This window comes from Krasilnikoviella flava, assembly GCF_900167525.1.
In the GTDB taxonomy this organism is placed as follows: domain Bacteria; phylum Actinomycetota; class Actinomycetes; order Actinomycetales; family Cellulomonadaceae; genus Isoptericola; species Isoptericola flavus.
Genome location: NZ_FUZQ01000002.1, coordinates 56,450 through 70,202, shown reverse-complemented (window position 1 = coordinate 70,202; position 13,753 = coordinate 56,450). Strand labels below are relative to the sequence as shown.

Annotated in this window: 14 protein-coding genes; 7 read left to right on the top strand and 7 right to left on the bottom strand. The window is 74.2% G+C overall.

The window, feature by feature from the left end:
- Positions 1–2 precede the first annotated feature (2 nt).
- The 3 genes from B5Y66_RS04935 to B5Y66_RS04925 all read right to left on the bottom strand — a co-directional run bounded on the left by B5Y66_RS04935 (position 3) and on the right by B5Y66_RS04925 (position 2,655).
- Entirely contained in the window at positions 3–1,049 is a 1,047-nt protein-coding gene (locus tag B5Y66_RS04935) for a beta-ketoacyl-ACP synthase III (protein WP_245806945.1), read from the bottom strand.
- Between the two features lie 33 nt (positions 1,050–1,082).
- Complete coding sequence (locus B5Y66_RS04930) at positions 1,083–1,832, bottom strand: SprT-like domain-containing protein (protein ID WP_079572003.1); 750 nt, start codon at positions 1,830–1,832, stop codon at positions 1,083–1,085.
- A gap of 118 nt (positions 1,833–1,950) precedes the next feature.
- Positions 1,951–2,655: a FadR/GntR family transcriptional regulator gene (locus B5Y66_RS04925; RefSeq protein ID WP_079572000.1), complete on the bottom strand. Its 705-nt coding sequence runs from the start codon at positions 2,653–2,655 to the stop codon at positions 1,951–1,953.
- A 179-nt stretch (positions 2,656–2,834) separates the two neighbouring features.
- Here B5Y66_RS04925 and B5Y66_RS04920 point away from each other — a divergent pair, with 179 nt between their 5' ends.
- From B5Y66_RS04920 to B5Y66_RS04910, 3 genes are read left to right on the top strand one after another with little or no spacing between them, the layout of a single operon-like run.
- On the top strand, positions 2,835–3,650 hold the full coding sequence (locus B5Y66_RS04920; protein ID WP_079571997.1) for a (Fe-S)-binding protein: 816 nt from the start codon (positions 2,835–2,837) through the stop codon (positions 3,648–3,650).
- Entirely contained in the window at positions 3,647–5,242 is a 1,596-nt protein-coding gene (locus tag B5Y66_RS04915) for a LutB/LldF family L-lactate oxidation iron-sulfur protein (protein WP_139820744.1), read from the top strand. The genes B5Y66_RS04920 and B5Y66_RS04915 overlap by 4 nt, the downstream gene beginning before the upstream one ends.
- On the top strand, positions 5,239–5,973 hold the full coding sequence (locus B5Y66_RS04910; protein WP_079571994.1) for a LutC/YkgG family protein: 735 nt from the start codon (positions 5,239–5,241) through the stop codon (positions 5,971–5,973). Before B5Y66_RS04915 ends, B5Y66_RS04910 begins: the two co-directional genes overlap by 4 nt.
- Positions 5,974–6,057: 84 nt before the next feature.
- Here the strand turns inward: B5Y66_RS04910 and B5Y66_RS04905 are convergent, their stop codons facing one another.
- A complete protein-coding gene (locus B5Y66_RS04905) occupies positions 6,058–7,215 on the bottom strand; it encodes an endo-1,4-beta-xylanase (RefSeq protein WP_079571990.1) in 1,158 nt (385 codons plus the stop codon).
- 188 nt (positions 7,216–7,403) lie between these two features.
- Between B5Y66_RS04905 and B5Y66_RS04900 the strand changes: the two genes are divergently transcribed.
- Together B5Y66_RS04900 and B5Y66_RS04895 are read left to right on the top strand one after the other, a co-directional pair.
- Positions 7,404–8,069: a uridine kinase family protein gene (locus tag B5Y66_RS04900; protein WP_079573195.1), complete on the top strand. Its 666-nt coding sequence runs from the start codon at positions 7,404–7,406 to the stop codon at positions 8,067–8,069.
- A 65-nt stretch (positions 8,070–8,134) separates the two neighbouring features.
- Positions 8,135–8,509: a VOC family protein gene (locus tag B5Y66_RS04895; protein ID WP_079571984.1), complete on the top strand. Its 375-nt coding sequence runs from the start codon at positions 8,135–8,137 to the stop codon at positions 8,507–8,509.
- A 15-nt stretch (positions 8,510–8,524) separates the two neighbouring features.
- Here the strand turns inward: B5Y66_RS04895 and B5Y66_RS04890 are convergent, their stop codons facing one another.
- Positions 8,525–9,094, bottom strand: coding sequence for a DUF1697 domain-containing protein (locus tag B5Y66_RS04890; protein ID WP_079571981.1), 570 nt, complete (start codon positions 9,092–9,094; stop codon positions 8,525–8,527).
- Positions 9,095–9,251: 157 nt separating this feature from the next.
- Here B5Y66_RS04890 and B5Y66_RS04885 point away from each other — a divergent pair, with 157 nt between their 5' ends.
- Positions 9,252–10,484: a glycosyltransferase gene (locus B5Y66_RS04885; RefSeq protein ID WP_079571978.1), complete on the top strand. Its 1,233-nt coding sequence runs from the start codon at positions 9,252–9,254 to the stop codon at positions 10,482–10,484.
- Positions 10,485–10,502: 18 nt separating this feature from the next.
- On the opposite strand, the gene B5Y66_RS04880 is transcribed toward B5Y66_RS04885, so the two are convergent.
- Complete coding sequence (locus B5Y66_RS04880) at positions 10,503–11,516, bottom strand: LacI family DNA-binding transcriptional regulator (RefSeq protein WP_079571976.1); 1,014 nt, start codon at positions 11,514–11,516, stop codon at positions 10,503–10,505.
- Positions 11,517–11,640: 124 nt separating this feature from the next.
- Here B5Y66_RS04880 and B5Y66_RS04875 point away from each other — a divergent pair, with 124 nt between their 5' ends.
- Positions 11,641–12,348, top strand: a complete 708-nt coding sequence (locus tag B5Y66_RS04875) for a GntR family transcriptional regulator (protein ID WP_245806944.1) — start codon at positions 11,641–11,643, stop codon at positions 12,346–12,348.
- A 42-nt stretch (positions 12,349–12,390) separates the two neighbouring features.
- Here the strand turns inward: B5Y66_RS04875 and B5Y66_RS04870 are convergent, their stop codons facing one another.
- Positions 12,391–13,692: an MFS transporter gene (locus B5Y66_RS04870; protein WP_217700732.1), complete on the bottom strand. Its 1,302-nt coding sequence runs from the start codon at positions 13,690–13,692 to the stop codon at positions 12,391–12,393.
- Positions 13,693–13,753 lie beyond the last annotated feature (61 nt).

The window sequence follows — 13,753 nt, the reverse complement described above, 5'->3', positions numbered from 1 at the left end:
GACTACCTCGACGGGGTGATGACGACCTGGCCGGCCCAGGTGAAGCCGCCGCCGAAGCCGAAGAGCAGCGCCGGGGTGCTCGCGGGGATCTTGCCCGCGTGCCACCACTTGGACAGGCCCATCGGGATGGACGCGGCCGACGTGTTGCCGGACTCCGTGATGTCGGCGAGGACGATGCGGTCCTCGAGGCCCAGCGACTTGGCGAGCGGCTCGATGATGCGCAGGTTGGCCTGGTGCGCGGCCAGCACGCCGATGTCGTCGAGCGTGAGGCCCGAGGCCTCCACGATCCGGCGGGCACGGTCGGCGGCGCGGGTGATCGCCCACTTGAACACGGCGCGGCCGTCCTGGACGAACGTGCCCGCCGGCTCCTCGATCACGACGGCGGGCGTCAGCTCGGGCTCGGAGCCCCACACGACGGGCCCGACGGCGGGGGCGTCCGCAGCCTGCAGCACGACCGCGCCGGCGCCGTCCGCGGTGAGGATGCACGTGCTGCGGTCGGACCAGTCGGTGACGGACGTGAGCTTCTCCGCCCCGACGACCACGGCGGTGCGCGCCGAGCCGGCGCGGATGGCCTGGTCGGCGACTCCGACGGCGTACGCGAAGCCGGAGCAGGCGGTGTTGAGGTCGATGACGGCGGGCCCGACGACGTTGCGCAGGTCCGGCTCGTCCTCGCCCTCGGGCGTGCTGGCGCCCGGCTGCACGCCGGTGCGCAGCGCGTACGCCACGCGGCCGGCGGTGTTGGGCGAGCGGTCGACGGCCGTCGTGGTCGCGACGACCACGAGGTCGACGTCGGTGCCGGCGACTCCCGCGTCGTCGAGCGCATGCCGGGCGGCGGCGGTCGCCATGTCCGCGACGGTGACGTCGTCGGCCGCGACGTGCCGGGTGACGATGCCGGTCCGCGAGCGGATCCACTCGTCGTTGGTCTCGACGAGCTGCGCGATGTCGTCGTTGGTCATGACCCGCTCGGGCTGGTGGTGCCCGAGGCCGACGATGCGGGACCCGGCGGCGCCCGCCGGCAGCGTGAGGGCGGGTGCGGTGGTCTCACTCATGGGAGCGATCATCCCACCGCAGCCGCCCTGATCTCACCCGCGTTCACCGGGGCGGGGACGGTCGTCCGGTCGGGGGCGCTCGACGAGCCCGAACGGCACGGTGAGCACGGCCCGGCCCACCCGCAGGTGGAACCGCGTCCGGCCGCGCTTGACCAGCGCACCGACCACCCCGTCGTACCTCCCCGGGGCCACCACGCGCAGCGTCTCCCCCACTCGCACGCTCGCCGGGTCGACCCGCGGCCCGGCCGCCGCCGTCCGAGCCCTCGACCCGGGCGACGCCGCGGCCGCCCCCGGACCCCGGCCGGTGCTCGCCGCCGCTCCGAGGTCCGGGACCGGCTGGCCGCGGTACGTCCACGACAGCACGTGCCGCCGGTCGAAGAGGGGCGAGCAACGGGCGCACGCCTGCGGGCGCTGGGGGCGGCGGAAGCGCGTCACCCGGTGCCCGGCCGGGCACCGGCCGACCCAGTCGCCCTCCACCTCGGGGCTCCCGTCGCGCACCACACGCCGGCCGGTCGAGCCGATCGACCGCGCCGTCGCACGCCACACGGAGTCGTGCCCGTGCCGGGCGCCGGCCAGCGCATGCGCGATCTCGTGCAGCACCACCTCGCGCACGTCCGCCTCGTCGTACAGCTCCGTCAGCGGCCCCGACAGGCTGATCTCACGACGGTCGTACCGGCACAGGCCGGCGCGCCGCCGCGCCCGGTCGAACCGGAACGTCCAGCCGGCCAGGCCGTGCTCGGCCATGAGCCGGCGCGCCAGCCGTGCCGCAGCCTCCCGCTCCATGCCCACCTCCGTCCGACGGGCGGTGGCCCGCGCCGACCGCCGGGCAGGACGCTAGTACCCGCCCGGGACACCCCGGTGCCCGCCGTCCACGGGCCCCGCACCCGCAGGCCCCGCAGGGTCAGACGCCGGCCTCCCGGGAGAAGCCCTCGATGTGCGCCTTCACCGCGGCGGAGGCGGCCGCGGCGTCCCCGGCCGCGACGGCGTCCAGCACGGCACGATGCTCGGTCCGCAGCCGGTCGGCGGTGCGCGGCCACGACGGCAGGCGCTCGATCCCCACCGCGACGTAGCCCCCGATGGCGCCGCGCAGGCCGGTCATCACGGCCTCGACGAGCACGTTGCCGGCCATCCGCACGAACTCCAGGTGGAACGCCTGGTCGAGCTCGAGGAACGCAGCTGCCGCGACGTCGTCGTCCTCCATCCGCGCGAGGAGCCGGCGCGCCTCCTCGAGGTGCGCGGCCGTGCCGGGCGCGCGGTCGACCACCCGTCCGGCCGCCTGGGCCACGGCCCACGACTCGAGGAGCACGCGCGTGGCGACGACGTCCCGCACGGGGAGCGTGCCGGTGGCGACGTGGAGCCGGACCGCGGCGCCCAGGCCCGCGGCGGGACGGTCGATGACGACGGCGCCCGCGTTCGGCCCCGAGCCGACGCCGGGGCGCACGATGCCGAGCGCGTCGAGGACGCGGATCGCCTCGCGGACCGAGGGACGGGAGACGCCCAGGTCCTCCGCGAGAGCCCGCTCGCCGGGCAGCCGCTCGCCGAGGCCCCAGCGGCCGGCGGCGATGCCCTCCTCGAGATAGGCGAGGACTCGTTCGTGGGTGCGCACGGGGTCAGCGTAACCACCCCGCGGCACAGTGGTCAGACCACATCCGCTACAGTGGCCGCTCGGCGCCCACCGCCGTGGCGCCGACGACCCGCCCGGGTCATGCTGGAACGACCGACCGGTGACCGACCACCTCCGCACCGCAGCGGTCACATCGGCACCGAACGAGTACGAGGAGTCGTATGCGCATCGCCCTCGCCGCCACCTGCCTCGCCGACACGCTGTTCCCCGGCGCCCCGCGTGCCACCGTGCGGCTGCTGGAACGGCTCGGCCACGAGGTGGTCTTCCCCACCGACCAGGCGTGCTGCGGGCAGATGCACGTCAACACCGGTTACTACCGCGAGGCGGTCCCCGTGATCCGCAACCACGTGGAGACGTTCGCGCCCGTGGCCGACGGCGAGTGGGACGCCGTCGTCATGCCGTCGGGGTCGTGCACCGGGTCGGTCCGCCACCAGCAGGCGATGGTCTGCCGCCGTGCCGGGCTCGACGACCTCGCCGCCACGGCGGAGGCGGTGTCCGCCAAGACGTACGAGCTGTCCGAGCTGCTGGTCGACGTCCTCGGACTGACCGACGTCGGCGCCTGGTTCCCGCACCGCGTCACCTACCACCCGACCTGCCACTCGCTGCGCATGCTGCACGTGGGCGACAAGCCGCTGCGACTGCTGCGCGCCGTCGAGGCCATCGACCTCGTCGAGCTGCCGGCCGCGGACTCGTGCTGCGGCTTCGGCGGCACGTTCGCCCTGAAGAACGCCGACACGTCGGCCGCGATGCTCGAGGACAAGACGGCGAACGTCCGCGGCACGGGCGCGGAGGTGCTCACCGCCGGCGACATGTCGTGCCTCATGCACATCGGCGGCGGGCTGTCCCGGCAGGGCACGGGGATCCACGCCCTGCACCTCGCGGAGGTGCTCGCCTCGACCCGCACGGATCCGACGCCCATGCCGGCGACGACGTTCAGCCGACCGGAACGGTCCGAGCGGACGGAGGCCACCCGATGAGCCGCACGTTCCTCGGCCTGCCGCGCACGCTGCGCCGGCCCGACGACGCGGGCGCCGTCGACGAGCCGTTCGGCGCCGTCCCGCACCCCCAGGAGCCGCTGCGCTGGGGCGACGCCTTCCCCGCCGCCGCGAAGCAGACCCTGAAGAACGACCAGCTGCGCCGCAACCTCGGTCATGCCACGCAGGTCATCCGCACCAAACGGGCCGCCGTCGTCGGGGAGGTGCCCGACTGGGAGGCGCTGCGCGACGCCGGCTCGGCCGTCAAGCAGCAGGTGATGGCCCAGCTCCCGGACCTCCTGCAGCAGCTCGAGGAGCAGGTCACCGCCCGCGGCGGCGTCGTGCACTGGGCCCGCGACGCGGCGGAGGCCAACCGGATCGTCGCCGACATCGCGAAGGCCAAGGGCGCCGACGAGGTGGTCAAGGTCAAGTCGATGGCCACCCAGGAGATCGGGCTCAACGAGGCGCTGGCCGACGAGGGCATCGCCGCCATCGAGACCGACCTTGCCGAGCTCATCGTGCAGCTCGCCGACGACATGCCGTCGCACATCCTCGTCCCCGCGATCCACCGCAACCGCTCGGAGATCCGCGACATCTTCCTCGCCCGCATGGGCGACGCCCCGCCCGACCTGTCGGACGTGCCGCGCGAGCTCGCGATGGCGGCCCGCGCGCACCTGCGCCGCAAGTTCCTCTCGGCCAAGGTCGCGGTGAGCGGCGCGAACTTCGCCGTCGCGGACACCGGGACCCTCGCGGTCGTCGAGTCGGAGGGCAACGGGCGCATGTGCCTCACGCTGCCCGAGACGCTCGTGACGGTGATGGGGATCGAGAAGCTGGTGCCCACGTTCGACGACCTCGAGGTCTTCCTGCAGCTGCTCCCCCGGTCCTCCACCGGTGAGCGGATGAACCCGTACACCTCCCTGTGGACGGGCGTGACGCCGGGCGACGGCCCGCAGGAGTTCCACCTGGTGCTGCTCGACAACGGCCGCACCGACGTCCTCGCCGACGAGGTCGGGCGGGCCGCGCTGCACTGCATCCGCTGCTCAGCGTGCCTCAACGTGTGCCCCGTCTACGAGCGGGTGGGCGGCCACGCCTACGGCTCGGTCTACCCCGGGCCGATCGGCGCGATCCTCACGCCGCAGCTCACCGCGTCGACCGGCGGCGTCTCCGGGCACCACGACCCCAACGCGTCCCTGCCGTACGCCTCCACGCTGTGCGGCGCCTGCTACGAGGTCTGCCCCGTGAAGATCGACATCCCGTCGATCCTCGTCGACCTGCGGGCGCGGGAGGTCGACGCCGACCGCTCGAAGCACGGCGTCGACCCGTGGAAGACGGCCATGAAGGCCGCGTCGTGGGTCATGGCCGACGGCGACCGCTTCGCCCTCGCCGGCCGCGCGGCGACGCTGGGCAGCGGGCTGGGCGGGCGGGACCACGCCATCTCGGTAGCGCCGCCGCCCGCGAGCGCCTGGACCCGGTCCCGCGACCTGCCCGCGCCGCCGCGGCAGACGTTCCGGCAGTGGTGGGCGGCGGAGCACGAGACGTCGCCGGTGGAGACCGTCGAGACCGACGGCCCGACGTCCGAGGAGGACGACCGATGAGCGAGGCACGCACCGAGGTCCTGGCACGCGTGCGCGCGGCGCTGGGCCAGACCGGCTCCGGCACGACGCCGTCCGGCAGGGTCGGCGCACCGCCGCACCCGGAGCCCGTGCCGCGCGAGTACCGCGCCGCCGGCGAGCACGCCGTCGGGTCGCCCGAGGTGCTGGAGCAGCTCGTCGACCGTCTGGTGGACTACAAGGCGCACGTGCACCAGGTCGCCGCCGACGCTTTGCCCGCCACGATCGCGACCCTCGTCGCCGACCTGTCAGAGCCAGACGGGGGTATGGCCCGACCTGGCTCTGACAGGTCGGTGCGGGTCGTGGTGCCCGCCGGGCTGGACGACGCGTGGCTGGCGACCCTGCCGGCAGAGGTCGACGTCGTGCGGGACTCGCGAGAGGACCCGACCGCCGCGACCGACCTCGACGCCGTGGCCGCCGTCGTCACCGCCGCCCGGGTCGCGATCTCGGAGACCGGCACGATCGTGCTCGACGGCGAGCCCGACCAGGGCCGGCGCGCGATCTCGCTCGTGCCGGACGTGCACCTGTGCGTCGTGCGGGCCGAGCAGGCCGTGCAGACGGTGCCGGAGGCGGTGCGCCTGCTCGGCGCGCACCCGGAGCGCCCTCAGACCTGGATCTCCGGCCCCAGCGCGACGTCGGACATCGAGCTCGACCGCGTGGAGGGCGTGCACGGCCCGCGGACCCTGCACGTCCTGCTCGTCGGCGCCACGCCGTAGCGTCCACGGGCCTGGTCCCCGCGCGCAGCGCCGCCGGCTCGTGGACCCTGCGGTCCGCGTGCCGGCGGCGCCTGCGGCGCGCGCCTACCGGTTCAGCCCCGGCGGCGTGCGCGGCGACCTGCCCGGGGTGGCGTCGCGGAGGCCCGCGAGCAGCACGTCGTAGGCCGGCTTCTTCTCGAAGTCCCCGGTCATGATCGTGGCGTAGCCCTCGGGGAAGACGCCCGGGACCCACGACCGCTCGTCGTCGAAGCCCCAGACCGTGAAGCTCGTGCAGGCGGAGACGGCGAGGCACGCGTCCAGCAGCCGGCCGTACCGGTCGGCCTGGAGCGCGACCTGCTCGGCGGTCGGCTCGCCGTCGTCACCGAGCGGCATCCGGACGTCGGCCTCGGTGACGGCGACCTTCAGCCCGAGGTCCGCGAACCGCTCGAAGTTCGCCTGCATCGAGTCGTCGAAGCCGTACTGGAGGCTCAGGTGGCTCTGGGCGCCGAACCCCTGCAGCGGCGCGCCGTCGGCGAGGAGCTGCTTCGCCAGCGCGTAGTAGGCGTCCGTCTTGGCGTTGATGCCCTCCGCGTTGTAGTCGTTCATGAAGAGCAGCGCGTCGGGGTCCGCCTCGTGCGCCCACCGGAAGACGTCGCCGAGCAGGCCGACCGGGTCGTCCGCGCAGGCCTTGAGGAACGGGTTGGCCTCCGTGCGCAGGCGCACGCCGCCCGCGTCCCAGTCGTCCTGGACGACCTCGTTGATCACGTCCCACTCGTAGACCTCGCCGGCATAGCGGCCGACGACGGTGCGCACGTGGTCCTCGAGGACGTCACGCGCCTCGTCGCAGGTCCAGGTACCGGCAGCCTCGGTCACCCACGCAGGGTTCTGGCTGTGCCAGAGCAGGGTGTGCCCGCGGACCTCCTGGCCGTTGGCACGGGCGAAGGCCATGACGGCGTCCGCACCCGAGAAGTCGTAGACGTCGGGCTCGGGATGGATCTCGGCCCACTTCATGTCGTTCTCCGGGGTGAGCGAGCCGAACTCGTCACCGAGGATCTTCTGGAACTCGTTCGGGTGCTTGCGGTCGTAGCCGAGCAGCTCGTTCTGGCCCCACACGGCGCTGCCGATCTCGAGGTCGCGCGGGCTCTCGGATCGCAGCGTCGGTTCCGGCCGTGCGGCCTGGGCCGCGGGGACGGTCAGAGCGAGGACGGTGGCGGCCGCCGCCGCGACGGCAGCGGCACGTTTCATCTGGGGGGAATGGGACATCGTTGTTCCTCTCCGGTCGGGTCATCGACGGGCTCGGGCGAGACCGTCGAACTGGTCCGACGTGCTGCAAGGTAACGATGTCGATAACGTTTTCGCAAGACCTGGGCGACGGTCGCCGGGCGGTCATGGCTCAGGCCGCGGCGCCGGCCTGTCGTCAGTGCGCGTCGAAGGCCGCACAATGGGTGCCCGTGACCGACAGCGCGCCGCCGGTGGACGACCCGGCGAACGAGTCCGACGCCCTCTTCGAGGTGCCGCCCGGCGCCCGTCGTCCCGCCCGGCGGATCGTGCTGCTCACGGGCCCGTCGGGATCGGGCAAGACGGCGCTCACGCGACGCCTCGGCCTCCCGGTGGTGAACCTCGACGACTTCTACCACGACGTCGACTTCCCGGGGATGCCGATGCGCTACGGCATCGTCGACTGGGACGACCCGCGCAGCTGGGACTCCGCCGCCGCCCTGGATGCCCTGCGCGCGGTGGTGCGCACGGGCCGCGCGGACGTGCCGGTGTACGACATCCCCACCTCGCGCCGCACGGGCGGCACGGTGCTGGAGGCCGGCGACGCCCCACTGGTGGTCGCGGAGGGCATCTTCGCGGCGGAGCTGGTCGCCGCGTGCCGGGCGGACGGCATCCTCGCGGACGCGATCTGCCTCACGCAGCCGCGCCTGGTGACCTTCTGGTTCCGCTTCCTGCGCGACGTCGCCGAGTCGCGCAAGCCGCTGCCGACGCTGGTGCGCCGGGGCTGGGGGCTGCTGCGGGCCGAGCCGGCGCTGGTGCGCCGGTGGACCGACCTCGGCTGCCGCACCGCCACTCCGGCGCAGGCCGAGCGGGACATCCGCGCACTCCTCACCCCCTGATCCGCTCGCCTGAGCCGGCCCGATATCCCGTCGTGCCCGACGGGGCCGGCCCCTACGGTGGGCGCATGGCAACGGTGCGGACCCTCCAGGTGACCTTCGACTGCGCGGAACCGGAGCGGGTCGCCCGCTTCTGGTGCGAGGTGCTGGGCTACGTCATGCCGGAGGGCGTGACGAGCGTCGCTGTCGACCCCACCGGCGAGGGCCCGCGGCTGTACTTCCAGCGCGTGCCCGAGGGCAAGGTCGTCAAGAACCGCGTGCACCTCGACGTCCGCGTCGGCACCGGGCTGGTCGGCGACGAGCGGCTCGCCGCGCTGCGGGCCGAGCAGGAGCGCCTCGAGCCGCTGGGCGCCGTCTACCTGTACACGCAGTACGCCGACGGCGAGGAGGAGTCCTGCATCACCATGCAGGACGTCGAGGGCAACGAGTTCTGCCTCGACTGAGGCGGGCCGCCCTGGCTACGGGGGCAGCGGCTCGTCGAGCAGCGCGAGGAGGCAGGTCGTCGTCCGCCAGGTCCGCACGGTCATCTGCCGGAACACGGGCAGGGCCATCAGCCGGGTGATCCGGGTCCTGCGCGCCTGCGCCGCGACACGGGAGAAGTAGACGGCCCCCGGCCCGGGTGCGACGGCGTCGACGCCGTCGCGCAGCGCCGGCATCCGGTCGAGCACCTCCGTCGCGGTGAGCGGGTGCTTGAGGAAGAGGACCTCGCTGCGCAGCGCGCCGGAGCCGTGGTCCGGCGGCGCGGCGGCGACGGTGGCCGCGAGCTCGTCCCGCGAGCGGACGAGCGTCGGGACGGCGAACCCGAAGCGGGCGGCGAGCATCCGCTCGATCGCGTCCTCGAGCTCCGGCCCGCTCGCCGGGTCGGCGGCCAGCAGCACGTTCCCGCTCTGCAGGGCGGTGCGCACCGCGCCGTGACCCCCGTCGCGGAAGCACGCGGCGAGGTCGGACATCGCGATCGGGTGGTTGCCCCCCACGTTGATCCCCCGCAGCAGCGCGACCGACGTCGGCGACCGCGGACCCGTGACCATGGGCCCACGATGGCACGTGACCCCGACGCGACGACGACCGCACCGCAGATGCCCAAGGCCTGCCCATCACAGGGCCACGACGCGTCATGAGAATGTCACACGCCGGTCATCCGCCTCACACCATCGCCGCTCACTCTGGGAGCAGGAGGTGGTCCCCATGGCCGAGCGCAGGATCGAACGGAACGTCCGGCACGGAGCAGTCCGAGTCCTGTCCCTCTACGAGGGCTTCTTCAGCGGCGGTGCCCGCGTGCTGCACTCGTCGGTCGTGGCGGGGCTGCACGCCCAGGGCCGTCAGCAGCACGCGGTGCTGAGCGTCCACGACGAGGTGCGGCGCGACGCCGCCCTGCAACGCATGGTCGACGACCGCCGGTTCCGGCAGCTGGTGGCCGCGGGCGTGCGGGTGACGTCGCTCGGCCGCTCGTCCGAGGTGCCCCACGACCCGGAGGTCCTCACCGACGCCGAGGCCGAGCACCTGGCCCGGGAGCTGCGGCGCACCGACGTGGTCCTGTCGCTCAAGGAGCAGCCGATGCGGCTGCTCTCCCGTCCGGACCTGCTGCCCGACCGCCCGGTGGTCGCCTGCCTGCACCGTTCCGACCCGGAGCACCAGGGGTCGGGGCTCGGACATCTGCTGCGCGCCGCGGACGACGGCCGGCTCGCCGCCGTCGTCTGCTGCGCCGAGTCCACGCGCGCCGCCTACGAGGCCGCCGGCGTGCCCGCCCACCTGCTGCGGGTCGTCCCGAACGGCGTCGACCTCACCCGCTTCCGTCCCGCGCGCCCCGCCCGCCGCCTGGCGGTCCGCGGGGCGCACCGGCTGCCCGCCGACGGGACGGTCGTGACGTACGCGGCGCGCTACGACCCGATGAAGAACCCCCGGCTCTTCGTCGCCGCGGCGCGCGAGCTGCTCGCGGACGACGCCGACGCGCACGTCGTGATGTGCGGCTCCGGCATGACCCCGACCAACCCGGACCTCGCGGCCGACCTCCGCACCGCGTTCGGCGACCGGCCCGACCTGCTCGACCGCGTGCACCTGCTCGGCGTGCGGCACGACATGGAGGCGGTGCTCGCGGCCTCGGACGTCGTCGCGCTCACGTCGACGTTCGGCGAGGCCGCGCCCCTGTGCCTCATCGAGGGCGCGATGTGCGGGGCGGTGCCGGTCACGACGCCGGTGGGCGACAGCGCGCGGATCGTGGACGGGATCGGTCTCGTGACCGGCTTCGACCCGGCCGAGATCGCCGCGGCGTGGCGCGAGGCCGCGGCGCGGCGGGACGCCCTCACCGGCGCGCTGGTCGCGGCGAGGCCGCGGTTCAGCCACGTGCGGATGCTGTCGGCGTACTCGGCCACGGTCGAGCGGGCACACCGCGGGCTGGGGATGATGCTCGCGCGCGCCTGAGCCGCGGACGTCGGACCGTCAGCGCGTGGAGTCGCGCAGCTGTACCTCGAAGTCGATCTCGGTGACGGCGCCGGGCGCGGTCTCGCCGACGGCGGCCTGCACGGCGAGGCTGCCCATCTCCTCGAGCGGGATGCGCACGGTGGACAGCGCCGGCACATGGTCGCGCAGGGTGGGGACGTCGTCGAACCCGGCGACCCGCACGTCGCGCGGCACCTCGACGCCCAGCTCGCGCAGGCGGGCGATGAGCCCGATCGCCATGACGTCGGTGACGGCGAAGACCGTCAGCGGCTCGCCGGCCGTGTCGGCGCGCACCAGCGCGGCGACGTCGTCGCCGGCCGCGTAGCCGCCGTCGCGGGAGAACTCGGTGACCAGCACCTCCGCGACCTCGGCGCCTGCGGCCCCGGCGGCGGCCGTGAACGCGTCGGTCCGCTCGCGCGACGTCACGACGCGCGCCGGCCCCCCGAGCACGACGAACCGCCGCTGCCCCTGTGCCAGCAAGGCCTCCGCGAGAGCGCGGGCCCCCGTGGCGTTGGGCGGGCGCACCACCCCGCCGTCGCCTACGGGCTGGCCGACGATGACGGACCGGCCGCCGGCGGCGACGAACGCGTCGAGCTCGGCCGCGAGGGCGGCGTCCTCGTCGGGTGTCCAGCGCGTGCCGGCGACGACGACCGCCTCGACCCGGTGCGCGGCGAAGGCGGCGACCGCCTCCCGCTCCGCCTCGGGGTCCCGACCGGTGGACGCGAGCAGCACGAGGCGTCCGCTCGCCCGCGCCGCGTCCTGCGCCCCGGCGGCGATGGAGGAGAAGTACGGGTCGGAGATGTCCTGCACGACCAGGCCGAGGAGCCCCGACCGGGCGCGCGCCAGGGCTTGCGCCTGCGCGTTCACGACGTAGCCCAGCTCCGCCGCAGCGGCCCTGACCCGGGCGACCAGGTCGGCCCCGGGCTGGCGCGCCGACCCGTTGAGCACCCGCGAAGCCGTGGCGAGGGAGACCCCCGCGCGGTCGGCGACGTCCTGCAGCCTCGCTCGGGGCACGTCTCACCTCCACGTCGTGGGGCGACGGCGCCGCCCGATGCCGGCTCGCACCGTGGCGCGCCTGCGGACAGCCTAACGACGGGCAGGCCGACCGCTTTCCCCACCACGTCGATAGAATTCCCCCGTGCCCAGGACCAGCGCTCCGACCACGACGCCCGTGCGGCGCCGGGTGCTCGCCGACCACGTGTTCGACGAGCTCCTGTCGCGGCTCATGGACGGCACCCTGGCGGCGGGCAGCAGCCTCAACATCGACGCCCTCGCCCGGGACCTGGACGTCTCCCCCACCCCCGTGCGCGAGGCGCTGGCCCGCCTCGAGGCCACCGGCATGGTGCACCGCGTGGCCCTGCGGGGCTACTTCGTGGCACCGGCCCCCACGGCCAAGGAGCTGGCGGACCTCATGGACGCCCGCCTCGCCGTCGAGCCGGTGAACGCCTTCTACGCCTGCGCGCGCGGCGACGGCGAGTTCGTCGCCGCGCTCGAGCGCGCCGTCGCGGAGCTGGAGGCCTCCCCCAACGGCCCCACTTACCAGGAGTTCCGCGACTACTGGGAGGCCGACGAGCGCTTCCACACCCTGGTCGCGGAGGCCGCCGACAACACCTACCTGCAGGCCGCGTTCGCGGCGCTCGGGGGGCTGGTGCAGCGGTTCCGCCAGTTCTCCGGCACCGGCGTCACGGACAAGGACGTCGCCGTCGCCGAGCACCGCGCGGTGCTCGACGCCATCCGGTCGGGCGTCCCCGAGCAGGCCCAGGAGCTCATGCGCCGCCACATCGAGGGCGTGCGGAGCCGGTCGCTGGCGGAACGCGGCGAGCCGGCACCCTCGCCCGGCGCGTAGCGGGGAGGGTGCCGGCTCGCGGCACGACGGTCGTCCGCCGAGTCAGACCCGCGTGACGTCCGCGCCGTCGGTGCGCGGCGTCGCCGCGACCGCGTCGTCCGACCGCTGGATCCGCCCCACGGCGCGGCGCGCCGCGAAGGTGCCGAGCGCCCCGAGGAACAGCACCACCATGAGGAAGTACATGCCCGCCTCCGTGGTGCCGGTCGCCTGCGTGAAGAGGCCGACGACGTACGGGCCGATGAAACCGCCGAGGTTGCCGAACGAGTTGATGGCCGCGATGGCGACCGCCGCCGTCGCCCCGGCGAGGACCCCGCTCGGCAGCGACCAGAAGACGCCCGCGATGGAGTAGACGCAGAACGCGGCGAGCGAGAGCGACGCGAGCTGCATCGCCGGGGACCCGAAGGTGGCGCTCGCCCCCATGCCGAGCCCCGCGCCCACGAACAGGCACGCCAGCGGCACCCAGTTGTCCTTGAAGTGGCGGGCCGCCCAGCGCGAGGTCACGAGCACGCCCACGAGCGCGAACAGGTAGGGCACGTCGGTGAGCAGGCCGGTCTGCAGGGTCGAGGTGGAGAACCTGTCCACCACCTGGGGCAGCCAGAACGACAGCCCGTAGACGCCGACCGTCGACGGGAAGAACAGCAGCGCGAAGACGAGGACCCGCTTGTCGATCAGCGTGCGCAGCGGGTTCTTGCCGTCCTCCTGCTTGCGCTCGGCCTTGTCCTTCGCGAGCTCGTGCTCGATCCAGTCGGACTCGTCCTTGGACAGCCACTTCACCTGGCGCGGCCCCTCGGGGAGGAGCTTCCACGTGGGGATCGCCATGAGCACGGCGGCCGCGCCGACGACGACGAACAGCCACTGCCAGCCGGACAGCCCGAAGCCCGACACGCCCAGCAGCCACCCCGCCAGCGGCGACATGATGATGAAGGCGAGCGGCGCCGAGATGACGAAGGTGCCCGTGGCCTTCGTCCGGTGCCGGTGCGGGAACCAGGTGGTGAGGTAGAAGATCACGCCGGGGTAGAAGCCCGCCTCGGCGACGCCGAGCAGGAACCGCAGCACGTAGAAGCTCACCGGGCCCTGCGTGAGCGCCATGGCCATCGTGATGATGCCCCACGTCACGAGGATGCGGACGAACCACATGCGCGGCCCGTACTTCTGCATGAGGACGTTGCTCGGCACCTCGAACAGGAAGTACGCGATGAAGAACAGCCCCGCCCCGAGGCCGAACGCGGCGTCGCCGATGCCGACGTCCGCCCCCATGCTGAGCTGGGCGAAGCCGACCGCGGACCGGTCGATGTACGCGACCGTGTAGAGGGCGACCAGCAGCGGGAGCAGCCGGAGGGTCACCTTCCTGATGAGGGCGGTTTCGATGACCTGTGTCACGAGCGAGGACTCCTGTGTCTCGGTG